The sequence below is a fragment of the Niallia circulans genome, assembly GCF_003726095.1.
In the GTDB taxonomy this organism is placed as follows: domain Bacteria; phylum Bacillota; class Bacilli; order Bacillales; family Cytobacillaceae; genus Niallia; species Niallia circulans_A.
In genome coordinates this window covers 2,359,708-2,384,944 of sequence record NZ_CP026031.1, presented here as the reverse complement: position 1 = coordinate 2,384,944, position 25,237 = coordinate 2,359,708, and the positions used below count along the sequence as shown (strand labels likewise).

Genomic DNA, 25,237 nt, shown 5'->3' with positions numbered 1-25,237 from the left:
TGCAAGTACATTTAAAAGAGATGATAATAGTGGTTTTAAGTATTCTAACCAAATATAAACCCCAACGATTATATGGAGATGCTAGAGGAAACTCCGAATTATCGTTGGGGTTTTTAGAAAACAGGTTTGTGTTTGGCACCCGCATAATAATTAGCAAAAAATCAAGCGGATTTTCTTATTTACCATTTATTGAATAATTTGAAGCTCTTTCGGAAATTTTGTTAAAATCTCTACTCCATCTTTTGTAACATATACATCATCTTCTATCCGGACTCCTGCAACATTCGGTACATAAATGCCCGGCTCGATTGTATATACCATACCTTCTTGTAAAACAAGGGAATTTGTTTCAGTTAAGGAAGGGAATTCGTGAACACTAATACCCAATCCATGTCCTAAACGGTGAGGGAAAAACTCTCCATAACCAGCTTCTCTTATTGTGTTACGAGCAGCTAGATCAACAGTAGCACAAGAAACGCCAGGCTTAGAGGCTTCGATAGCTGTTAGCTGAGCTTTTAAAACTGTATCATAAATATCCTTTTGCTTCTCATTAATGTCGCCAAATGCCACTGTTCTTGTTATATCAGAACAATATCCATCAACAACAACCCCCAAGTCGAATAATACTAAGTCTCCTTTTTTTATTTTTGTCTCTCCTGGATTTCCATGAGGGGAAGCGCCGTTCACTCCAGTTAGTACCATGGTTGAAAAGGACATCTTACCAATTCCTTGTTTCTTTAATTCATATTCAATAGCAGCTAGAATTTCCATTTCAGATTTGCCTTCTACTATTTCATTACAGCCTACTTCAATAGCAAAATCAGCCCATTTACAAGCTTCTTTTATCTTAGCTAATTCATCTGATGTTTTTATCATGCGCAAAGTATTAATTTTTTCTTCTGCAGAAACATATCCTTCAATGTTAGGAAATGATGTTTGAAGTGCCTGATATCTTGCCACATTCATGTGATCCATTTCAAGAGCTACTTTTCTTGTACGGCTTGTACGGCTTTGAACCATACTTTGAATAGTTTCCCATGGATTTTCTGTATCGCTATAGCCGATGATATCATAGTTCCACCCGGCATCTTTTGCATCATTTGTTTCCATTGCAGGACAAACTAATATCGGATCGTTTTCTGGGAAGACAATCAAAGCCAATAATCTTTCATGTGGATCACTATAGAATCCGCTAAAATAGAAAATATTATCTGTAGATGTTAAAAAGGTGAAATCAATTTCTTCCTGCTTCATCCAATTTGCTAGAGACGCTATTTTTTTTTCCAATTCAACCTACCTCCAAGTGTTTCTTAACAAGTCTATACTTTTTCCTTTTTCTTATATTGTAGGACGAGTTAAATATTATTCTTATCCTATAAGATTATCAACATAAGTCGTGTATGTAAATATTTAGACTTGCGAAATTTTCTGTGTGAATAGATGCTTTAGCTAATTTTAAATACTTTTTTTATTCTTGTCCGCATAGGATAGTATCAAGGAGGTTTTAGCGACTATGAATAAGAATAGATATTTATTATGTATATTACTATGTGGTGTTCTTTTATATTATGGCATGCCAAGACTTTCTCCCTTCAGTGATGGGGTTGAAGGAATATTTTCGATTACATGGCTAGCCTTTGCCTTAATGGTGGTAGCGGGAAATTTAACGGCATTACTATATACCCCTAAAAAACCACGAACAGCCAAAAGGTCTTATAGTAAAGTGCAGAAAAAGAAGAAAATCTATTATTACCAATAAGATAAAAAAGGAGAGGGATAGAATTAAAACGAACAATCTATCTCCCGTTATTAATAAATAAGGACCGTTTGTTGATAAATAATTATATGAGGCTTTATTGGTGATATACGTATAGTGGTTCGATTTATCTTCGGCTGGGATTATTTTCTTCCAGCCCTTTTTTGCTTGTAATATGTTAAAACCAATCAGACTTTTTAAAAAGAAATAAGATGTTCACAAAAGATATACTCCACACAAAAACGAAATGACTGAATGTTTTAATGCCGATTAACAGAGAATTCATTGAATACCCTAGTAGTTCACTCTATAATAAAGATATACAAGCTTTTTTCAATAGATTTTTTACTTAGGGAAAACATAGATACTAAAGAAGGCAGCTTTAAAGAGAAGAAATTAATAGTTAGCCGCAAACTATTGAAACATAGATGAATAAATTATAATAAATTGCAAGAAATGGTATGAAAATGTCTAGTACAGGCAGTATTCGCTTAGAGCAAACGAGAGATATAAGCAATAGAATTTTCTAAGTTTGTTTGCGAGAAGCAGTGTGCTTTTCTTAAAAGAGGGTGGTAATTTGGCTACAAAACATGAGCAAATATTAAATTATATTGATGAATTACAAGTAGGAGAAAAAATTTCTGTTCGACAAATTGCGAAAGCATTAAATGTAAGTGAAGGAACAGCATATAGAGCGATAAAAGAAGCAGAGAATAAAGGGTATGTAAGTACCATTGAAAGAGTTGGTACGATTAGAATTGAACGAAAGAAGAAAGAAAATATTGAAAAGTTAACCTATGCAGAAGTAGTTAATATTGTAGATGGACAAGTTCTTGGTGGGCGAGCTGGTTTACATAAAACTTTAAATCGTTTTGTTATTGGGGCGATGAAATTAGATGCGATGATGCGTTATACAGGTCCTGGAAACCTTTTGATCATAGGGAACCGTGTACGGGCACATGAACATGTATTAAAAGCTGGTGCTGCGGTTTTAATTACAGGTGGATTCGATACAGAGGAGCATGTGAAACGTTTAGCAGACGATTTGCAACTCCCAATAATTTCAACAAGCTATGATACATTTACTGTGGCAACGATGATAAACCGGGCAATCTATGACCAGCTCATAAAAAAAGAAATTGTTTTAGTAGAAGATATTTTAACACCGCTTAAAGATACGATTTATCTAAAGACAACAGATGATGTGGCTTTATGGCATAAATATAATAAAGAAACATTACACGGTCGTTTCCCAGTAGTGGATCAAAGCTTAAAAGTACAAGGGATGATTACTTCAAAAGATGTCATTGGAAAATCGATGGATATGACGATTGATAAAGTCATGACAAAACACCCAATGACGGTTAGTGGCAAAACAAGTGTTGCTTCTTGTTCTCATATGATGGTATGGGAAGGAATTGAAGTCCTGCCAGTTGTAGATGAAGCAAATAAGCTAGAAGGGATTATTAGTAGACAAGATGTATTAAAAGCGTTGCAAATGAACCAAAGGCAACCGCAAATTGGGGAAACGATTGATGATATTGTCACAAAGCATGTCTTATTGACTAAAGGAAAAAACAAAGGGGAAACAAGCTTTTCCTGTGAAGTAACTCCGCAAATGACTAATCACTTAGGGACCATATCTTATGGGGTGTTTACTACGGTTGTTTCCGAAGCGGCGAACAGAGTACTAAGAGGGTTTAAAAAAGGTGATTTAGTTGTCGAAAATATGACCATCTATTTTATTAAGCCAGTTCAAATGGATAGTGTCATTGAAATAGTTCCTAAAATTTTAGAAGTTGGACGAAAATTTGGGAAAGTGGATGTAGAAGTGTTTAACCATGGAATACTTGTTGGAAAAGCGATGATGATGTGTCAATTAATTGATCGTCATTAATGAAGGGAGAAATAAATGAAACAGAAAATATTAGATGCTATAATAGCCTTTAATACTATCATTATTCATAGACACGTCCGTCCAGATCCAGATGCATATGGATCGCAAGGTGGATTAGCAGAAATCATAAAAACTTCTTTTCCGGATAAAAACGTCTATACGGTAGGAAAAGAAGAAGCTTCCTTAAACTTTTTGCGAAGACTAGATGTCATTGATGACAGCACCTATGCTGATGCGTTGGTGATTGTATGTGATACGGCTAATCAAGAAAGAGTATGTGATCAGCGCTACCTGACTGGGAAAATGCTAATAAAGATAGATCATCATCCCAATGATGATGCATATGGCGATATAGTTTGGGTAGAGACTACAGCAAGTTCCACAAGTGAGTTGATCTATGAATTTTATTTGTATGGAAAAGATCAGGGGCTAAAGATGAGTGATGAGTCTGCGAGGCTGCTATATGCGGGAATTGTTGGAGATACTGGGAGATTTCTATATCCAAGCACATCAGAAAAAACATTTCATTATGCTGGAGAATTAATCAAATATTCTTTTTCGCGCACAGAAATGTATGATCAAATGTATGAACTCGATCCTCATATTGTCAAGCTAAGTGGCTATGTTATGCAAAATTTTCAAGTTCATGCCAATGGAGTAGCAAGTATGAAGCTTAATAAGGAAATATTAGCTCAATTTCAGGCAACTCCTGCAGAGGCATCGTTACTTGTTAGCAGTTTAGGGAGTGTAAAAGGTTTAAAAGCATGGGTCTTTTTTATTGAAGAAGCAGATCAGATTCGCGTAAGATTGCGTTCCAAAGGTCCAGTTATTAATGGAATTGCAAAAAATTATAATGGTGGAGGACATCCAATGGCCTCAGGCGCAACCATTTATCAATGGGATGATGCAGGTAAAGTAGTGAAGGATTTAGAGGAAGTTTGTAGATAAGGTAATTCTCTAATAGTTTAATTATTCGTCAAGAAAGAAAAAAGGTGCTGCTCCGTTATGCTTGACGGATAGCCCCTTTTTTTAATCGCCAAAGGTGACTCTTAATTCGACATGAACTGTTGTATAAATAATCAACTCTGTTACTTTAAATTTATAACGCTTTTTATCAGAAACAACTACTTTGTTTTCAATCGATTTTTTTAACAGTGCGCGACTTTTATAGACCATATCGAGGTCTTTTGCAATAATGGTCGATAAATCTTCTTTAATGGCATCTTCCATCTCTAAGGCATTAAAGGGCTTAATATCATATTTTTCTTTATCTGCATTGCTAATCTTTACAACGATATCCTCGACTGTCAGCTTTTCTTCGGTCGTTTTATTTTGGGCAGCAAATTCCTCTTGCCATATTTTTTTCTCTCTTTCTAAATCCTCAATAGTTGCTTTCTGTGTTTTAATTTCCGAGCTATATCGTTCCTGCCATACACCAAAAATAAAGACAAAAATACACCAACTGATTACTCCACCGATAACCATTCCGGCAAAAAAACGTTGTACAGCTTGATTTTTATAATATGGTGGAATTCTCATTTATATATACTCCTGTGTAATCCACTTAATAATTGTAATGCCTGTATGTGCTCCTCCAAAAGCAGAAACAATTAATAAGATTTGTTTGAACAAGTCTTTTGTACCAGCATCATAGATTCCCTTTTCAATCGTATCAATAGCATCAAATGTCCCGCCAATCGCTGTAACAATCGCCCAAATTTTGATGATTCCAGAAATGCGAATGATTTCAGTAAGGAGTGGTTTTCCAGTTAGAAATGCAGCAAGTCCACCTAAAAGTGCGCCTCCTAAAATAACCCCTAAGGCAATAAAGTAGCTTTCGATGAAGGTAGGGAAGAATGGTTGTTGATTCATACGTTTACCTCTCTAACTTTTATTAGTTTTTGTTTCTATCCAAGCAGCAAATCAAATAGGAATGATTCTTCTCCATAGAATAAAATATTTATTCTCACGGTTGTGTATTTTTTCTCTTTCGCATATCTTGTAATCTTCTATTCTTATTATTATGGACAATCTATTCCATTTATGAATGATTTTAAAGGTCACTTATACTTGTGTGGAACTTTAACGTCATTTCTTAATAAAGAGAACATATTTTCTTTTTTTGCTGTGAACATCTATAATGAAAGGAAAAAGTCTTTTATTTTGAGATAAACTAATAAGATAGAATAATAATTATTGCTTTTTAAAAAGGAATAGCCTTTATAGTGGTAAAAGGTTATAAATAAAGAAAAAATGACACCTTTTCCAAGCATTTTTTACATATTTTCTTGTTTAGAAGGAATAAAAAATTTTAAAGAAAAGTGGTGAATTAATTTTATGTCTTTTATACATCTTCAAGTGTCTAGTGCATATAGCCTTTTATCTAGCACGCTTTCAATTAAAGAGTTAGTTACAAATGCTAAAAAGTATGGCTATCGTTCCATTGCTTTAACGGATCGCAATGTGATGTATGGTGCAGCTTCTTTTTATAAAGAATCATTAAAGCAAGGGATAAAACCGATTATCGGACTAACGGTTGATGTAATAAGTGAATGGGAAGAAGATAAAGCTTACCCATTGGTCTTATTAGCTAGAACTAGTCTCGGCTTTAAAAATTTATTAAAAATAACGAGTGCTGTTCAAACAAAAAACCCACAAGGAATTCCTGTGAAATGGTTAAAGCATTATGCCAAAGGCTTGATTGCAATCTCACCTGGATTTGAAGGAGAGATTGAACAAAATTTACTGAAGGATGATTCGGAATCAGCAAGAAATACATTAATGTTATGGAAGTCCATTTTTGAACCAGGTCAATGCTTTTTATCTATTCAAAGACACGGCATTGCTATTGAAGATGCATTAAATGAAAAGTTATCCAGATTAGCTTCCGAAGAGAAAGTGAAGCTGGTAGCAACGAATAATGTATTTTACTTGGAGGAGGAGGACCATTTTGCTTATGAATGCTTAAAGGCAATCAAAAATGGGGAGAAGCTTTCCGATATAGAGCAAGATGAATGGAGTTCTAATCAACATTATCTAAAAGACAAAGAAGCAATGATCACGTTATTCAATGATCAACCAGATATTCTGGAAAACACATGGAAGGTAGGAGAGTCTTGTCAGATTGAAATGAATGGCATACTTGCAACCTTGCCTAAATATACTGTACCTGCAGGCAAAAATGCTCTTAGTTATTTGAGAGAATTATGTATGGCTGGTTTAAATGACAGATATTCTCATCCTTCTCCAGAACACACTGCACGGTTGGAATATGAATTGGACATCATTGGGAGAATGAATTATAGTGACTATTTCTTAATAGTTTGGGATTTTATGAAGTTTGCGCGAGAGAATGGAATATTAACAGGTCCTGGAAGGGGTTCAGCTGCGGGATCTATTGTTGCTTATGTTTTACATATTACAGATGTAGATCCTATTAAATATCAATTGCTTTTTGAAAGGTTTCTAAATCCAGAGAGAATCTCCATGCCTGATATCGATATTGATTTTCCTGATAATAAGCGGGAAAAAGTTATTTCATATGTGAAAAATAAATATGGAGAGCTTCATGTTGCGCAAATTATTACCTTTGGTACACTTGCTGCTAAAGCAGCCTTACGCGATGTTGGCCGAGCATTTGGCTTATCTGTTAAAGAGTTGGATGAACTGTCAAGAATGATCCCATCAAAACTAGGCATTAATCTCAAACAAAGCTATCAAGAATCCATTCGTTTGCAGCAATTTGTTGAATCATCTCCTCGTAATCAAAAACTATTTGATACTGCATGTAAAATCGAAGGGCTTCCAAGGCATACATCAACCCATGCTGCCGGCGTGGTTCTTAGTCAACAGCCCCTTGTTGATATTATTCCGATCCAAGGGAGCCATGACGATATTTATTTAACACAGTATAGCATGGAATATTTAGAGGAACTAGGCTTATTGAAAATGGATTTTCTTGGATTAAGAAATCTATCTTTTATTGAAGCTATTCTTGACATGCTTTATAAAGCGACGAAGAAAAGAATAGATATACGAAAAATACCAATTGATGACCAAAATGTTTTCAAGCTATTAAGTAGAGGAGAGACAACTGGGATCTTTCAATTGGAATCAGAAGGAATGCGTAATGTATTAAAGAGGTTACAGCCAACTGATTTTGAAGATATTGTAGCTGTTAATGCGCTTTATCGTCCAGGACCAATGGAGAATATACCTCATTACATCAATAGAAAACATGGCAAAGAATCGATTAACTATTATCACCCTGATTTAGAAGAGATACTAAAGAGCACCTATGGAGTGATTGTTTATCAAGAGCAAATTATGCAGATTGCTTCTAAAATGGCAGGGTTCTCACTAGGAGAGGCGGATTTGTTAAGACGAGCTGTGAGTAAGAAGCAAAAGGAAATTCTGGAAAAAGAAAGGATTCATTTTGTAAAAGGAGCAGAAAGAAAAGGATATCACGAAAAAACAGCGAATGAAATATATGAGTTAATTGTGCGTTTTGCCAACTATGGTTTTAATAGAAGTCATGCAGTAGCATATAGCATGATTGCTTATCAGCTTGCCTATTTAAAAGCAAACTATCCTCTATATTTTATGGCGGCACTATTAACATCATCCCTTGGAAACACAGGGAAAATAATTCAGTATATTCAAGAGTTAAAACAGATGGATATTGAATTGACTCCGCCTTCTATTAATCAAAGTAATTACTTTTTCCGTGTAGAAAAGAATAAAATTCGTTATAGCTTAGCAGGCATAAAAGGTATAGGCGGAAATGTATTAAGAGAAATACTTAAGGCGAGAAGTCAGAAAAAATTTGAAGATTTATTTGATTTTTGTATACGAATATCCCCGAAGACGGTTAACAGAAGAGTGCTGGAAATGCTTATTTATTCCGGAAGCTTTGATGAATTCGGAGTTGATCGTGCTATTTTGCTGGCATCTATTGATGTAGCGATACAGCATGCACAATTGGTTCACCCAGAGGATGAAGAGCAAAATGATTTATTTAGTGAGGATGATTTCTTTTTTAAACCGAAATATGTAGAAGTAGAACCACTTAGAGTGGAAGATAAATTGGCTTTAGAAAAAGATGCCTTAGGATTTTACTTATCAGACCATCCAGTGTCTATCTATAAGCCGTATCAAGCAACTCTGCAAACCTTTGCTATTAATGAAATGGAAGTAGGAAAAAAACATAAAAGCATTGTCTATGTAACAGAAATAAATATCATTCGCACTAAAAAAGGAGAGCCAATGGCATTTATCCAGCTTAGTGATCAGAGTGGAGAAATGCAGGGTGTTATTTTTCCAACTATTTTTAAGAAATATCAAAGTCTGCTTAACTCGGGTGAAATCGTATATTTGGAAGGGAAATGTGAAGAAAGAAACGGCAATAAACAATTTGTTATTCAATTAGTTGAATCGATGAGGACGATTGTCCAGTCACTTTCTAAAAAGGAACATAAGTTGTTTATTAAAGTGATGAATGAGAAGCATATGATGAACCAAAGATTAGAGCTATTGGCGGTTATGAGGAAATTTCCAGGAACTACTCCAGTTATTATTCATTATGAGGAAACAGGAAAAAACATCGTTTTAAACGAAGAATATAAAATTTCACCAAGTAAGGAATGTATCGCTGAATTATCTACTTTACTAGGTGCTAATCGCGTTTTCTTATCTGAATAAAACTTTACAACTTTAAAAAGTTGTTATATTGTTTAATAAGCTGACTGGTCAGACCACTTAGCCTAAATTTTTGGATTGGATTTTTTGTACTTATACTTTATTTATTTTCTAATAACATTGCCAAAAAAAAGGCAAGAAAGAAGTGAGTGATGACATAAGGTGAATGAATCATCTTCAAAGGAATCCAAATTATATGTGGATATCGTGAATCATTTACGAGAAATGATTAATCAAAACGGCCTGAAACCAGGGGACAAGCTTCCCTCTGAACGAGTATTAAGTGATACCCTACACGCAGGCAGATCATCCATTAGAGAAGCTCTGAGGGCATTAGAGCTGCTTGGACTGATTGAAACAAGAAAAGGGGAAGGAACCTTTCTTCGTGATTTTCAAGGTCATAAATTAGTAGAATTGATCAGTACTTTTATATTGCAGAATGATAAAGCAAAACAAGACGTTTTGGAAACTAAGAATTATATTCAATTAAATGCTCTATATATTGCCATGGAAAAAATTACAGAAGATGAATTGGCACATTTAAAACAGTTGGTAAATGAACGAGAAATATCAGAAAGTGAGTTTTTCTTTCAAATCATTAAAATAGCTGATAATTTCTTGGTCCATCGTTTATGGACTATTTTAAATGACTATTATCATTCACTAACAATTCCTGCGAAAGAATGGAAGAGGGAGGATTACCTCCTTCTTTTAGATTCATTAAAACAAAAGAATCAAATGCAATTATGGAGTGTATTTAGTAATTACAATAATTTCAACTGATTATTGGTGCTTGGAAATGATAGGAATCCGATTCAAATCTAAATTGTTACTTATGGGGAGGTTTCCATATTGATTAAGGGAATATTTTCGAAATCAAAAAAACTAAAATATGCAACATTACCTTCAGAATTATCAAAAAATGAAGTTCCTGAAGGGATTATGACAAAATGTTCTAATTGTAAGAAAATAATGTATACACGTGAATTACAGAAGAATCATAAGGTTTGTCTAAATTGTGGGTATCATCTGCCCATGAAAGCTTATGAAAGAATGAACTGCATCTTAGATGAAGCAACTTTTGTTGAGCTAAATGCAGAAATGAGAACCGGAAATCCTTTGCAATTTCCTGGTTATGAAGATAAAATTGCCGGTGATATAAAAAAAACAAATATGAATGAAGCTGTTGTTACAGGAACAGGAGAAATAAATGGCAAAAAAGTAGTAATAGCTGTAATGGATTCTTCTTTCCGGATGGGGAGTATGGGTTCAGTAGTTGGAGAAAAAATTACTCTCGCTGTTGAAAAGGCTGACGAGCTTTCGCTACCCTTTATAATTTTTACGGCTTCTGGTGGAGCAAGAATGCAAGAAGGCGTGCTAAGTCTTATGCAAATGGCGAAAACAAGTATAGCATTAAAACGATTTAGCGATAATGGCGGTTTATATATTACCATTATGACCCACCCAACAACAGGAGGCGTTTCTGCAAGCTTTGCCTCACTTGGCGATTATAATTTTGCGGAACCAGGTGCATTAATTGGTTTTGCGGGACGTCGTATTATTGAACAAACAATAGGAGAAGAGCTTCCGGAGGACTTCCAAACGGCAGAGTTTTTACTAAAGCACGGTCAATTAGATGCGGTAATACCTAGATTAGAATTAAAAGAAAAACTTAGCCTAGTGCTTGAAATGCATCAAACTGGTGGTGAATTAGAATGGTAGGATTAGATTTTGATAAACCAATTAATGAATTGAAAGATAAAATCCAAGAATTAAAAGACTTCTCGGAAAATGCGAATGTTGATTTAAGTACAGAAATTGAGAAATTAGAAATACGTTTAAAAAAACTGGAAAAAGATGTGTATGATAATATGAAACCTTGGGATCGAGTTCAAATTGCTAGACATCCAAATAGACCAACGACCCTTGACTATATTCCCCATTTGTTTACCGATTTTATCGAATTACATGGAGATAGAGGCTTTGGAGATGACGAGGCAATTGTAGGTGGAATTGCGAAATACAAAGGACTACCAGTAACGATTGTCGGCCATCAAAGAGGAAAGGACACGAAGGAAAATATTCGCAGAAATTTTGGAATGCCTCACCCAGAAGGATATCGAAAAGCCCTGCGCCTAATGAAACAAGCGGATAAGTTCAATCGTCCCATTATTTGTTTTATTGACACAAAAGGTGCATATCCTGGTAAAGCTGCTGAGGAAAGAGGACAAAGTGAAGCTATTGCCAAAAATTTATTTGAAATGGCATCGATGGAAGTCCCAATTGTCTGTATTGTAATTGGAGAGGGTGGTAGTGGTGGTGCTTTAGCACTTGGCGTTGGTAACCATATTCATATGCTAGAGAACTCCACATACTCGGTTATTACACCAGAAGGAGCAGCATCTATTTTATGGAAAGATGCTGGGCAGGCTAAACAAGCAGCTGAAAAAATGAGAATTACTGCACCAGATTTAAAAGAGTTGAGCATTATTGATTCCATCATTAAGGAAGTAAAAGGTGGAGCACACCATAATATAAAAGAACAAGCAGAACAAATTGATGAAGTATTATATACATCTCTAAAAGAGTTAAAAGAAATGACAAAGGAAGAACTTGTGAATCATCGCTATGCTAAGTTTAAAAATATGGGTGCCTATTTAAATCATTGATAACCTTTTTTAAACGAGATTGGGAATAAATATTCCAAGTGACAAAAACCCCCATACTTATACGGAGATAGTAAAAATATTTCGTATAAGTATGGGGGTTTTTATTAGGTATGAAAATGCGGTAAGAAGGTAAAAATGTACTTTGCAGAAGATTTTATAGAAGCAGTAATTAAATGCATATTATTTTAAAACTATTAACGCTATTTTTTATCATGTTTCTTTTCTGACTGTTAGTTAATATGTTTAAAGTTTGTAATAACGGGAAATAGCTACAAAAATAACGTCGTATAAAACGTTTGCATTTTGCTGATTATTCCGTCTTTTATTTTTTTTTCATATTAAGTTGAGATACACGATTCTTCATGATATGGTAGAATTGTTTAATGGATAATTGGATAAATGCAAGATAAATTAATAGAGAAAAGCCAATTTCTTGATTAATTTACAAAAGTTAGCATTACATAGATTATATATGTAATTTTTGTGAAAAATGTTACAGACAAGTAATTTGTTATATAATAGTATATGTATGTTATGCTACATAATTTATTTGTTAATGAAATTATGAGGTGAGGAAATTGACAGTTAAAAGAATTGGTGTATTAACAAGTGGTGGTGACGCACCAGGAATGAACGCGGCTATAAGAGCAGTAGTTCGTAAAGCGATATTTCATGGTGTGGAAGTATATGGGGTAGTTGGTGGTTATGCTGGGCTAATTAGTGGCAACTTCAGAAAATTAGAAGTTGGTTCAGTTGGTGATATAATCCATCGTGGTGGAACTTTCCTTTTCTCTGCACGTTGTGAAGAGTTTAAAACAAAAGAAGGACAACAAAAAGGGATTGAGCAATTAAAGAAACATAATATCGATGGACTAGTTGTCATTGGTGGAGATGGATCTTATATGGGCGCGAAGGCGCTTACAGAACAAGGATACCCTTGTGTTGGAGTTCCAGGAACGATTGACAATGATATTCCAGGCACTGAATTCACAATTGGTTTCGATACTGCTTTAAATACAGTTATTGATGCAATTGACAAAATCCGTGATACTGCTACATCTCACGAGAGAACATTCATCATTGAGGTAATGGGAAGAAATGCTGGTGACATCGCATTATGGGCTGGTTTAGCTGGTGGTGCTGAAACAATTCTTATTCCAGAAGAAGGCTTTAATCTGGAGGAGATTGTAGGCAGATTGAAAAAGGGTCAAGAGCGCGGTAAAAAACATAGTATTATTGTCGTAGCTGAAGGAGTAGCCAGCGGTGTTGAAATCGGTAAATTGATTGAAGAAAATACAGATTTCGATACTCGTGTGTCTGTGTTAGGACATATGCAGCGTGGTGGATCACCTACAGCCCAGGACCGTGTATTAGCTAGTCGTCTAGGCGCATATGCAGTTGAGCTTCTAGTAGAAGGCAAAGGCGGAAGAGCTGTTGGTATCGAAAAAAATCAATTGGTTGATTATGATATCATCGAAGCGTTAGCACGTAAACATACGATTGATAATAATTTATATCACTTATCAAAAGAATTATCCATTTAATAAACAGCAGGAATTTATGATCTTCTAGTGCATTTTATGATTAGATAATTCATAAATTCCTAAAATGCTGTTTTAGTTCGCTATTATTATTTACTAATATTTATCGGAGGTTATTATTAATGCGTAAAACGAAGATTGTATGTACTATTGGTCCTGCAAGTGAAAGCGTAGAAAAATTAACGCAATTAATGGAAGCTGGAATGAATGTTTCACGTCTTAACTTTTCCCATGGTGATTTTGAAGAGCATGGAGCAAGAATAAAAAACATTCGTGAAGCAGCTGAAATTACTGGTAACAATATTGCGATTCTTTTAGATACAAAAGGTCCAGAAATTAGAACAAACAACATGAAAGATGGTTCTATTGAATTAGTTGCTGGCAATGATATTATCGTATCTATGACAGAAGTAGAAGGTACTACAGAGAAATTCTCTGTTACTTACGAAGGTTTAATTGATGATGTGGAGCCAGGTAGCAAAATTCTATTAGATGATGGTTTAATCGGCCTTGAAGTAACGAAAATAGACAAAGCTGCTGGAGAAATACATACAAAAATATTAAATTCAGGGACTTTGAAGAATAAAAAAGGTGTTAACGTACCTGGTGTTGCTGTAAATCTTCCTGGTATCACGGAAAAAGATGCAAATGACATCCTTTTTGGTATTGAACAAGGAATTGACTTCATTGCAGCATCTTTCGTTCGTCGTGCGTCTGATGTTCTAGAAATCAAGCAATTATTAGAGGATAATAATGCTTCTCATATCCATATCATACCTAAAATCGAAAACCAAGAAGGTGTAGATAATATTGATGAAATCCTTGAGGTTTCTGATGGACTAATGGTTGCACGTGGTGATTTAGGAGTAGAAATTCCTGCTGAAGAAGTACCATTAGTTCAAAAAATGCTCATTAAAAAATGTAACACATTAGGAAAACCAGTTATTACAGCAACACAAATGCTAGATTCTATGCAACGTAATCCACGTCCAACTCGTGCAGAAGCAAGTGATGTAGCAAACGCAATTTTTGATGGAACAGATGCTATTATGCTTTCTGGAGAAACAGCAGCAGGATTATATCCTGTGGAAGCTGTACAAACTATGAATAATATTGCAGCAAGAGCAGAAGAGGCATTAAACTATAAAGAAATCCTCTCAAAACGTAGCAAAGATTCAGAGCATTCTATTACAGACTCTATCGGACAATCTGTTGCTCATACTGCGTTAAATTTAGAAGTTAAAGCAGTAATTACACCAACTGGTAGTGGTCATACTGCAAGAATGATTTCTAAATATCGTCCAGAAGCTCCAATTATTGCGGTAACATATGATGCAAAAATTCAAAGACAATTAGCGCTAGTTTGGGGAGTATATCCACGCCTTAGCCAAAAATCAGAATCAACAGATGAAATGCTAGATGTAGCAGTTCAAGAAGGTGTTAACAGCTCGATTGTTACACATGGTGATTTAGTTGTGATTACTGCTGGACTTCCAGTTGGAGAAGCAGGTACAACAAACATCATGAAAATCCATGTAATTGGCGATGTGCTTGCTAAAGGACAAGGAATTGGCCGCAAAACAGCCTTTGGTAAAGCTGTAATTGCTACTAGTGCTAAAGAAGCCCTAGATAAAGTTAATTTCGGTTCTATTCTTGTAACAAATGCTACAGATCGTGATATGGTACCTGCATTAGAAAAATGTAGTGCCCTAATCGTTGAAGAAGGTGGCTTAACAAGTCATGCTGCGGTTGTAGGATTAAATATTGGAATTCCTGTTATTGTAGGAGTAGAAAACGCAACTAGCATCTTAAAGGATGGCTTAGATATTACAGTGGATTCTCGTAGCGGCTATGTATATAGCGGACATGCGAGCGTACTATAATCTATAAAGCATAAAAATTGGAAGAGTATCCATACCTAATAATCATTAGGCAATGGATACTCTTCTTTTGCAGTTCTTAAATATCCAAAGGAGAGGCTATAAGCAACAACGTGTTATAACATTAATTAACAGGGAAAACAATAGGCAGCTAACTATCAGCACAGATCAAAAAAGGGTATAATAAAAAGAAAGGAAATGAAAAGGAGGATGGTGACAATTTGAGAAATTTTATGATCAGCTTGCTGTTATTACCATTAATTGAACTTGTGATTTTTCTGATAGCTGGAAACATAATTGGTATACCAGAAACCTTAATTATTGCAATAGGCACTGGAATTCTAGGCGGTATTTTACTAAAGAAACAAGGGTTAAAGGCGATTCGTAATGTTCAAGTTCAAATAAATCAAGGTATCATGCCAGGAGATGCTATATTAGATAGCTTTTGTATTCTTATTGGTGGGCTTTTATTACTGTTTCCGGGCTTTTTAACAGATATTGCAGGTGTCCTTATTCTATTTCCTCCAACAAGAAGAATTGGAAAAAATTTATTCATAAGAAATATACAAAGAAAGCTGCAAAAGAGAAATCGAGTTACCATTATTCACTCATATAAATAAGCATAAAAGGAGAGTCTGATTTTCTTACAATAGTAAAATAGTCAGACTCTCTTTTTTTGTTAAATAAGTGATAAGATTTTTTAGATAGCAGAATAATTATTATGTTTATTTGTATAATGAATAAACAAAGTAAATAGGATTTTTGGTATAATAAGTTGCAAATGGGGCGAAAGGCGATAAAAATCTATGTTCAGCTTATTAAGGAAATGGAATACACTTCGAAATCAAATTTTATTTGTATTTTTATCCGTAATGCTAGTCGTACTTTTATTTGTGAGTATATTGATATTTAATCAAGTATCTACTTTATTAGAAAAAAATGCAGAAAAACAAATTCAGCAAGTTGCAGTGGAAGCAAGTGGAAGAATTGAAACCCTGTATGAGCAATTAAATATGGCCTCAAAATTAGCGGCAACGAATGATAAAGTACAAAAGCTGTTAACAAGGGAATACGAACACAAGAAAGCGACCTTTTATGAAAAACAAGAATTAATGGGGACTGTTAATACAGTTACAGCAAATTCTGATGGAATTTTTTCGTTTCAATTATTTACCAGGGAACAGGAACGAATACTCCCACTTGATGATGCAAAAATAATGACAGATTTGCATGCTGATTGGGTAGAAAAGGCGGACCAAGCAAAGGGGAGTCTAGTTTGGATTGGAGAAGATCCGAATGACAGCAATTATTTTCTTGCTATAAGGAGAGTAAATTTAATTAATCGCAGTTTTACCAATGGAGGATATTTACTCTTTAGTATTTATGCTAATTATTTTCAATTTGCTAATCAAACATTAACAGACAAAACGGATCAGTATTTTATTCTTTTAGATGAATTAAATAAACCGATTATTACTAATTATCAGCAATCAAGTGAGTTCATTTTACAGACCAAGAAAAAAACAGTACCAATAAATGAAAGGGATTACATGATTACGAAAAATTCTTCGTATATGACAGGGTGGACTGTCCTTATTTTAACTCCCTATAATACGTTAACGGAAGGCATAACGGTTGTGCGCACAAGCATTCTTCTTGCTGGCATAATTGGATTAATGATTTTCTTTGTATGCTCTTTTTTTCTTTCTAACATGATTACTCGCCCGATTATCCGCTTAACGAACACAATGAGATTTGCAAGTGAAGGGTCTTTGCCACTGACACCAAAGATTCCCTCTGTAAATGAAATTAATGAATTAAATAGTACATACAATCAGCTCGTAAAAGAAACAAACCATTTAATCACAATGGTTTATCAAAAAGAAATTACTCGAAACCGTAGTGAATTAAGAGCTTTGCAAGCACAAATTAATCCTCACTTTCTATTTAATACATTAGATGCTCTCCATTGGTCATTAGAGGAAAATGACGAAGAAGAATTAGCCGAACTAGTTGTTACCATGTCTAATTTATTTCGCTATACCATTTCGCGATCTACAGAGGATGAGTGGGTTCGCATAAAAGAGGAGATTGCCCACATTGAAGACTATATGGAAATAATGAAAATGCGATTTGGAGAACTATTGAAGTGGCAAATACAACTCCCAAAGGCGTTTGAAGAAGTGAAAATCCCCAAATTTTTAATACAACCATTAGTAGAAAATGCTGTCTTACACGGAGCTGAGAATAAGGTAGGACAATGTACTGTTGACGTTATTGTGCAACAAGGAGAGATGGATAACAACATAAAGGTAATTGTTAGAGATGATGGAATTGGCATAAGCGAGTCTAAATTAAAGAAGATTAAGGAATCGATGGAAAAGGAAGGAATTTCTTCAGCCACAGGTAAGGGAATGGCTATTTCTAATGTATATAAAAGGCTTACACTCTATTATCAGGAAAGACAGCAAAAGGGATTAATGATAGAAAGTATAGAGAATAAAGGGACATTCATTTCTTTTGAAATTCCAAAAGATGGGGGTATGTAAGATGTATGCGAAAACAATATTGATTGTTGATGATGAGCCGAGATCGAGAGAAGGAATCAAAAAAGTACTGGAGAACTGGTCTAGCGGTCAATATCAAATTTTAATTTCGGAAAATGCAGAATCGGCCATTGATATTATGCAAAAACAAAAAATAAATATTCTTCTAACAGATATTCGCATGCCTAAAATAACTGGAATAAAAATGTTGAAAACAATCAGAGACCAAAAACACCTCCCTGTTGTTATTGTTATCTCTGCATATTCAGAATTTGAATATGCGCAAGAAGCTCTTCGCTTAGGTGTTATTAATTATTTATTAAAGCCAATTAGTAAAAAAAAATTAATAGAAGCTGTCGAAGATGCCCTAAAGATTGATAGAGATAAAGACAGAAATGATATTATCTCAAAAGTAGTTGATAATAAGCTGATTGATGCAAGAGTAACAAAAGAATCAGTAAGAGAGCCAATTCAGAAAGCCTTACAATATATTGATAGTCACTTAAATGAGGAATTAACCCAACGTGACGTAGCCGCTCATGTGTATTTAAATCCAAGTTATTTTAGTGTACTGTTTAAGGAAGAGATTCGGTTAACGTTTAGTGAATATATCACCAGAAGACGAATTCAGCATGCGAAAAATCTACTTATCTCCACAAAACTTTCCATTGCGGATATTGCAGAAGAGTCAGGATACAAAACGGCCAAATATTTTATTAAAATATTTAAAGATTTAGAAGGAATAACACCAAGCGGTTACCGAAAAATAAATAACGAAAATAATGAAAGGGCTTTCTAAAAATAGTAGAACTTTTCCTAATCATTGTTACCTTTTTTAGAAAAATCATTAATGATAGACTTTAGATTGTAACAAAGAAATAATTAAAAAGGAAAGTATAGGGGGTAGTTTAAATGTTTCATAGAAAAGTACTGTCAGCATGTCTATCTGTTGCTTTATTGCTGGTATTAGTTTTAGCAGGATGTTCTTCATCCACCTCTTCTAACAATGAAAGCGCTTCAAAAAATGGAGATAAAACAGTGATTAAATTCATGCATCTTTGGCCAGAGGGAAGTTCAAAAGCACAGTTCACTATTGTAAACGATATCATTAAACGGTATGAAAAAGACCACCCAGATGTAAAAATTCAGACAGAAATTCTTGGAAACGAGCAATATAAAGATAAAATTAAAGTATTATCAGCTTCAAATGAGCTACCAGATATTGGTGTGACATGGGCAGCAGGATATATGCAGCCGTTCGTTAAAGGGGAAATGTTTGCTCCGTTAGATGATGTAATTGATAGTAATTTTAAAGACCAATTTGTTGCAGGTACAACAGAGGCATTTGCTATGGATGGGAAAACATATGGTCTTCCACTTGAATTAAATATCACACCTGTTTATTACAATAAAGAAATCTTTGAGAAATATAATTTAGAAGTTCCTGCAACATATGATGAGTTTTTAAATGTTGTAAAAACGTTAGCTGATAACGGTGTTACACCAATTACTTTAGGTAATAAAGACCGTTGGACTGGTTCTATGTGGTATATGTATCTTGCAGATAGAATTGGTGGACCTGAAGTGTTAACGAATGCGATTAATCGTACTGGAAGCTTTGAAGATCCAGCACTTGTTCAAGCAGCCGAAGAAGTAAAAAAATTAGTGGATATGGGCGGATTTGTCAAAGGGTTTAATGGTCTTTCCAATGATGAGGCAAAAGGGTACTTTATGAATGAGCAAGCAGCTATGTATTTAATGGCGACTTGGGAATTGCCAAACTATACAACAAGCCCAGATGTTACACAAGAATTTAAAGATAAAGTAGGATACTTTAAGTTCCCAACATATGTAGGCGGAAAAGGAGACATAAACAGTTTTGTAGGTGGTCCTGGTGTTGGACTATTTGTTTCTGAAAAATCAAAGGTAAAAGACGAAGCGAAAGAATTTGTCGCATATTTAGTAAAAGAATGGGGCAAAAACTCTGTTAAGGATGCAGGTGTAATTCCAGCGACAGTTGTAGACACTGCCAATATTGAACTAGATCAAATGTATATCGATATTTTAAATGATCTTGGAAATGCTTCTAATTTAACTTTATATGCAGATGTTCAAATGAGTTCTAGTGTTGCACAAGTGCACTTAGATATGATCCAATCACTATTTGGCGGTCAGGCAACACCAAAAGAATTTACAGCCAAACAAGAGCAAGCTTTAGCGGAAGAAGAATAATAAACAATGAGGTGGAATCTATCGGATAAAAAGGTGGATTCCACTATTTAAAAGGTAATCACTTTAGATAATTAGGAAGATATACACATTATTGATTTTTGAGAAGGCTCTGTTAAACAATGATATTGGTTACATGTATAACTAGTGAATAATTATATATCATTTAACAAAGCTCCTCCCAATCAATAAGGAGGGAAAGTAGAAAATGAAAAACGTAATGTCAAACAAATGGGTAATCACTCTTTATGTGCTCCCTGCACTGTTGCTCATTTTAGTTTTAATCTATATTCCTATTGTATTAACAGGATATTATGGCTTAATGGATTGGGACGGTATTGGGGCTAAGACTTTTATTGGACTAGATAATTATATACAGCTTATGAAAGATAAAATGTTCTGGTCTAGTACGTATCATTCCGTTTTATTAGCCGTTTTTTCTGCAATAAGTCTTATTGCATATTTAGTAATTTCACTTATATTAGCAAGCAAGATTAAGGGAGCTGGAATACTTCGCAAAATATATTTAATTCCGATGTTATTATCATCTGTAGCTATTGCACAGCTATGGTTGAAAATTTTTGATCCAACAAATGGAATGTTAAACAAGCTTTTAACCATGTTTGGAGTAGAAAATACACCCTTATGGCTTGCAGATCCCAATTTAGTACTATACTCCATTTTCATTCCAATTGTGTGGCAATATGCAGGGTTTTACATCATTATTTATTATGCAGCTTTAAAAGGAGTAGCGGATGAAATTATTGAGGCAGCTAAAATAGATGGGGCAACCCCATTGCAGATTGCTTATAGAATTAAAATTCCATTAATTGCACCAGTAATAAAAGTAACTATTGTTTTAGCCATTGTAGGTTCTTTAAAATACTTTGATTTAATCTATGTAATGACTGGTGGAGGACCAAATGGAGCAAGTGAAGTAATGGCCTCTTATATGTATAAAGAAGCATTCAAAACATATGATTTTGGCTACGGCAGTGCCATTGGCTTTGCTTTATTAATCATTTGTCTTGTTATGACATGGGTTATACAAAAATTAACAGCATCAAAAGAAGATGCTCAGTATTAAGGAGAGAGGTAATCATGAGTGAAGTAATCCTGAAAAAACAAAATAAAACTGAATTATCCACATCTCCTAAAACGAAAGGATCTCTAGGAAGCAAGATTGGATACGGTCTTTTGTATCTAGTGCTTGGAGTAATTGCCATTTTTCAAATATACCCACTCGTTTGGTTATTCTTCTTTTCCTTAAAAACGAATCAAGAAGTTTTCGGCTTATCTCCATTTGCTCTTCCGAAAGACCCACAATGGGGGAACTATGTAAAAGTATGGACCCAAGGGAACATCAGCTTATATTTCTTTAATAGTGTATGGATTACAGTCGTAGCAGTAGTATTGACGGTTATACTAGCAAGTTTTGTTACCTTTGCGATTACAAGAATGCACTGGAAGCTAAGCAAACTTGTTCTTGGTTTGTTCATGGTGGGCATTATGATTCCATTACATTCTACGTTAATCCCTTTATTTAGTTTCTTTAATAACTTGGAGCTGATTGATAATCCTATTTCTATTCTTTTATCCTATACAGCGTTTAATTTGCCGCTAACTATCATGATTCTATTAGGATTCTATCAGGCACTGCCAAGAGAATTAGAAGAGGCAGCTGTAATGGATGGTTGTTCGATTCATCGTATATTCTTTCAAATTACATTGCCCATGACGACTCCTGTTATGGCTACAGTTGTTATTATAAATATGATTTATAACTGGAATGAATTTGTATTTGTTAATACGTTCATTAGCTCTGATCAATGGAAGACATTAACGGTTGGTGTAAATAACTTTGTAGGTCAATATTTAACAGATTGGGGAGCGATTGGAGCAACCTTAATGATTAGCATTATTCCTATTTTAATCGCGTTCATTCTATTAAGTAATAAAATTGTAGAAGGTTTAGCAGCAGGATCTGTAAAAGGATAATAAAAGAGGGGTTCATCTGATGTCCAAAAATTTTTTTTAATATGCACCATTCTTAGATTGGCGCGTTCTCAAGCTTTACATTAGGCTTTCGAGGTGCAGGTGGCGGATTAGATTTAGAATCAGAACGTTCTCCGAAACAAAATATTTAAGTTTTCATCGCTAATAATGAAAACAATGCCTAGAAGGAAAGAGAAAGAAGAGGGGATAGTATGACAACAAAACCAATGGGAAAATTATATATCATCTGTGAATGGATAATGAAGCTGGCCTCTGTTAATTTGTTATGGATTATGTTCACTGCAAGTGGTCTTTTCCTATTTGGTTTTATGCCTGCAACAGTTGCACTTTTTACCATTGTCCGTAAATGGTTTCGGAAGGAAACAGAAGTTCCTATTTGGAAAACATATCTATCTGTCTATAAAAGCGAATTTACCAAAAGTAATACTTTTGGGTTCATATTTATAGTGGCTGGTCTTATCTTGTATGTAGATTACTATCTAATCTTACATTTAGACGGATTTATGCGGATTGTTTCCATAAGTATTTTACTACTTATTACATGCCTATATGCTATCACTCTTTTATTCTTCTTTCCTGTCTATGTACATTATCAGTTAAGATTCATCGATTACTTTAAATACTCCTTTTTTCTAGGAATTCTAAATATCCATATTACATTATTGATTTTGCTTGGGTTAGCAGCAGATATTTTTCTATTATTATATATACCTGGACTTCTCCCTTTTTTTAGTGGAATTTCCGCAGCATGTATACTAATGTCAAGTAGCATTCTGCTTTTTCAGCGGCTGCAGAAGCAGAACATGAATAAAGCGATTATTGAATAAGAGGAAGTATATGACTTATTGTTTATAAAATATATTAAAATTCGCAAAAAATATAGTTTGTATATTGAATAAACAAACTTGAGCGTGGTATAATTGGATTAACTTGATGGGAGAGATAGAATGACAACTATTCAAGAAGTAATAGATAAGTTAATGGAGCCAGCAAAAATGGTTGATTCCACAACAGATGTATTAATAAAAGGGTCAGCCGATACGGAGGTGAAGAGAATTGTAATCGCATTCACGGTGACGCAACAAGTGTTGGAGAAAGCGATATCGATTGGAGCAAATATGATTATTAGTCATGAAGGACCATTTTATAGTCATGAGAATAGGAAAGAATTATATGAGAAAGATCCAGTATACATGACTAAGCTCCAATTAATAGAAGATGCTGCTATTAATATTTTCCGCTTTCATGATTATTATCATCGTTACAATCCAGATGGCGTTATGGTGGGATTAATTCAAAAGCTGGAATGGGAGAATTATATTGAAAAGCATCAATCCATTGCAACAACTATTGTCACTCCAAAGAAAACTGTCGCTGATATTGCAACATACGTGAAAGTTAAGCTTGATGCCCCGTTTGTAAGAGTGGTGGGGGAGTTATCCATGGAATGCCAAAGAATTGGCTTGTTAGCAGGTTATCGCGGAGGAGGCGAAGTAGTAATCCCTTTATTTCAAAATCAAAATTTAGACCTAATTATAGCTGGAGAAGGACCAGAATGGGAGTCTCCTGAGTATGTCAGAGATGCCGTTCAACAAGGAAGAAAGAAAGCATTAATCTTGATTGGGCATGCAGTTAGCGAAGAGCCTGGCATGGAATACTTAACCACTATACTAGCAAATGATTTTCCACACATTCCTGTACATTACATAAAAGAAAAGCCACTATTTCAGATTATTTAAATAGCAATATATTTTTAGTTAATCTACCATACTAGTATGGCTAAAATAAGTTAACAAAACCTGCTTCATACAACCAGTTTACTTTTCTCATTTCACTAATCACTCCACTACCGAGATTATCATCATTAATATTGCTTGCGCCATCTATTAGTTATTCATAAGAGGCTATTGCTGTTTTTTTTAAAAAGTAAGCGCTTTATTTTTGATGTGTTTACTTCATTCTCTAAAAAGATGAAGCTTTATAATAGTCGGCTGCGATATAGCAAAAGGCTACAGATAGTATTAAAAACAGAGGGGGGTACTTATGGAAACAGAGGTTGTTCATTCACATGTAAATAAAACAATGAAGGCAAAAAGAAGCAAATTTAAAACAACATTAACAGCAATTAGAAAGGATTGGCAGCTTTATTCATTATTAGTTTTACCACTTATTTATTTAATTATTTTTAAATATGGTCCAATGTTAGGAAATGTTATTGCTTTTAGAAGATATATGCCAGGTGGAAAAATTTATGGTGAACAATGGGTTGGGTTGTATTACTTTAATATGTTTATTAATGACCCAGTTTTTTGGAATGTATTTAAAAACACATTTATTTTGGGCGGAATTACCTTGTTATTTTGTTTTCCTATGCCCATTATATTTGCTCTTCTTTTGAATGAAGTGAAATCCAAAAAGTTTAAGAAGTTTGTACAAACAGCTTCCTATCTACCGCATTTCTTATCTATTGTTATTATTGCTGGAATGATCTTGCAATTAACAGCGCTAAACGGTTCCATTAATGGAATAGTCGAATTTTTCACCGGAGAAAAAATAAGCTTTATTCAAAGTCCAGAATGGTTCCGCACTATTTATGTTACCTCCGAAGTATGGCAAGGAATGGGTTGGGGGGCCATTTTATACTTAGCTGCATTAACAACGATTGACGATTCCTTATATGAAGCAGCGAAAATTGACGGTGCGAACAGATGGAAGCAAACCCTTCATATTACGATACCAGGGATATTGCCAACTATCGTTACCTTATTAATTTTGAATATTGGCAGCTTTCTTGCAATTGGCTTTGAAAAAATCTTATTAATTTATAACCCATTAACCTATGAAACTTCTGATGTTATTTCAACTTATTTATATCGTGTTGGTTTAGAATCCAATAATTTTAGCTATGCAGCAGCTATTGGATTATTTGAATCTATTATTGGCTTAGTGCTTGTATTAACGGCGAACAGCATATCAAGAAAACTAACAGAAAGAAGTTTATGGTAG

21 protein-coding genes are annotated in these 25,237 nt (G+C 34.4%); 18 read left to right on the top strand and 3 right to left on the bottom strand.

The genetic code is table 11. The features are described from left to right. Positions 1–186 precede the first annotated feature (186 nt). Positions 187–1,287, bottom strand: a complete 1,101-nt coding sequence (locus C2I06_RS11585; protein ID WP_095332379.1) for a M24 family metallopeptidase — start codon at positions 1,285–1,287, stop codon at positions 187–189. Between the two features lie 226 nt (positions 1,288–1,513). On the opposite strand from C2I06_RS11585, the gene C2I06_RS11580 reads away from it, so the two are divergent. From C2I06_RS11580 to C2I06_RS11570, 3 genes are all read left to right on the top strand, one after another. Further along, positions 1,514–1,759, top strand: coding sequence for a hypothetical protein (locus C2I06_RS11580; RefSeq protein WP_095332378.1), 246 nt, complete (start codon positions 1,514–1,516; stop codon positions 1,757–1,759). A 574-nt stretch (positions 1,760–2,333) separates the two neighbouring features. After that, entirely contained in the window at positions 2,334–3,653 is a 1,320-nt protein-coding gene (locus C2I06_RS11575) for a CBS domain-containing protein (protein WP_095332376.1), read from the top strand. 15 nt (positions 3,654–3,668) lie between these two features. Beyond that, positions 3,669–4,601, top strand: a complete 933-nt coding sequence (locus C2I06_RS11570) for a DHH family phosphoesterase (protein WP_095332374.1) — start codon at positions 3,669–3,671, stop codon at positions 4,599–4,601. Positions 4,602–4,682: 81 nt separating this feature from the next. Here the strand turns inward: C2I06_RS11570 and ytrI are convergent, their stop codons facing one another. Then, complete coding sequence (ytrI, locus tag C2I06_RS11565) at positions 4,683–5,192, bottom strand: sporulation membrane protein YtrI (RefSeq protein ID WP_095332373.1); 510 nt, start codon at positions 5,190–5,192, stop codon at positions 4,683–4,685. Then, positions 5,193–5,525: a sporulation membrane protein YtrH gene (gene ytrH / locus C2I06_RS11560; protein WP_016202788.1), complete on the bottom strand. Its 333-nt coding sequence runs from the start codon at positions 5,523–5,525 to the stop codon at positions 5,193–5,195. Positions 5,526–5,990: 465 nt separating this feature from the next. Between ytrH and dnaE the strand changes: the two genes are divergently transcribed. From dnaE to C2I06_RS11485, 15 genes are all read left to right on the top strand, one after another. Beyond that, positions 5,991–9,353 carry a DNA polymerase III subunit alpha gene (gene dnaE, locus C2I06_RS11555; RefSeq protein ID WP_095332372.1) on the top strand — a complete coding sequence of 1,121 codons (3,363 nt, stop codon included), beginning with the start codon at positions 5,991–5,993 and terminating at the stop codon, positions 9,351–9,353. 159 nt (positions 9,354–9,512) lie between these two features. Then, on the top strand, positions 9,513–10,133 hold the full coding sequence (locus tag C2I06_RS11550; RefSeq protein ID WP_095332370.1) for a FadR/GntR family transcriptional regulator: 621 nt from the start codon (positions 9,513–9,515) through the stop codon (positions 10,131–10,133). A gap of 69 nt (positions 10,134–10,202) precedes the next feature. Continuing rightward, positions 10,203–11,072 (top strand): acetyl-CoA carboxylase, carboxyltransferase subunit beta, encoded by an 870-nt coding sequence (gene accD, locus C2I06_RS11545; RefSeq protein ID WP_095332369.1) that lies wholly within the window; start codon positions 10,203–10,205, stop codon positions 11,070–11,072. After that, positions 11,066–12,019 (top strand): acetyl-CoA carboxylase carboxyl transferase subunit alpha, encoded by a 954-nt coding sequence (gene accA / locus C2I06_RS11540; protein ID WP_095332367.1) that lies wholly within the window; start codon positions 11,066–11,068, stop codon positions 12,017–12,019. Before accD ends, accA begins: the two co-directional genes overlap by 7 nt. 578 nt (positions 12,020–12,597) lie before the next feature. Next, positions 12,598–13,563, top strand: a complete 966-nt coding sequence (pfkA, locus tag C2I06_RS11535; RefSeq protein WP_217275753.1) for a 6-phosphofructokinase — start codon at positions 12,598–12,600, stop codon at positions 13,561–13,563. 119 nt (positions 13,564–13,682) lie between these two features. Next, a complete protein-coding gene (pyk, locus tag C2I06_RS11530; protein WP_095332365.1) occupies positions 13,683–15,443 on the top strand; it encodes a pyruvate kinase in 1,761 nt (586 codons plus the stop codon). 218 nt (positions 15,444–15,661) lie between these two features. After that, positions 15,662–16,060, top strand: coding sequence for an FxsA family protein (locus C2I06_RS11525; protein ID WP_095332364.1), 399 nt, complete (start codon positions 15,662–15,664; stop codon positions 16,058–16,060). A 186-nt stretch (positions 16,061–16,246) separates the two neighbouring features. After that, the gene (locus C2I06_RS11520) at positions 16,247–17,989 is read left to right on the top strand and encodes a cache domain-containing sensor histidine kinase (RefSeq protein WP_095332362.1); all 1,743 of its coding nucleotides are present in this window, start codon (positions 16,247–16,249) and stop codon (positions 17,987–17,989) included. A gap of 1 nt (position 17,990) precedes the next feature. After that, the gene (locus tag C2I06_RS11515) at positions 17,991–18,785 is read left to right on the top strand and encodes a response regulator transcription factor (RefSeq protein ID WP_095332361.1); all 795 of its coding nucleotides are present in this window, start codon (positions 17,991–17,993) and stop codon (positions 18,783–18,785) included. Between the two features lie 113 nt (positions 18,786–18,898). After that, positions 18,899–20,218 (top strand): extracellular solute-binding protein, encoded by a 1,320-nt coding sequence (locus C2I06_RS11510; protein WP_123258080.1) that lies wholly within the window; start codon positions 18,899–18,901, stop codon positions 20,216–20,218. 205 nt (positions 20,219–20,423) lie between these two features. Next, positions 20,424–21,302, top strand: coding sequence for a carbohydrate ABC transporter permease (locus C2I06_RS11505; RefSeq protein WP_095332358.1), 879 nt, complete (start codon positions 20,424–20,426; stop codon positions 21,300–21,302). Between the two features lie 14 nt (positions 21,303–21,316). After that, entirely contained in the window at positions 21,317–22,213 is an 897-nt protein-coding gene (locus C2I06_RS11500; protein ID WP_171509848.1) for a carbohydrate ABC transporter permease, read from the top strand. Positions 22,214–22,422: 209 nt separating this feature from the next. After that, the gene (locus C2I06_RS11495) at positions 22,423–23,058 is read left to right on the top strand and encodes a YesL family protein (RefSeq protein WP_095332356.1); all 636 of its coding nucleotides are present in this window, start codon (positions 22,423–22,425) and stop codon (positions 23,056–23,058) included. A gap of 120 nt (positions 23,059–23,178) precedes the next feature. Continuing rightward, on the top strand, positions 23,179–23,970 hold the full coding sequence (locus tag C2I06_RS11490) for a Nif3-like dinuclear metal center hexameric protein (RefSeq protein ID WP_095332355.1): 792 nt from the start codon (positions 23,179–23,181) through the stop codon (positions 23,968–23,970). Between the two features lie 304 nt (positions 23,971–24,274). Next, positions 24,275–25,237, top strand: coding sequence for an ABC transporter permease (locus C2I06_RS11485; protein WP_095332353.1), 963 nt, complete (start codon positions 24,275–24,277; stop codon positions 25,235–25,237).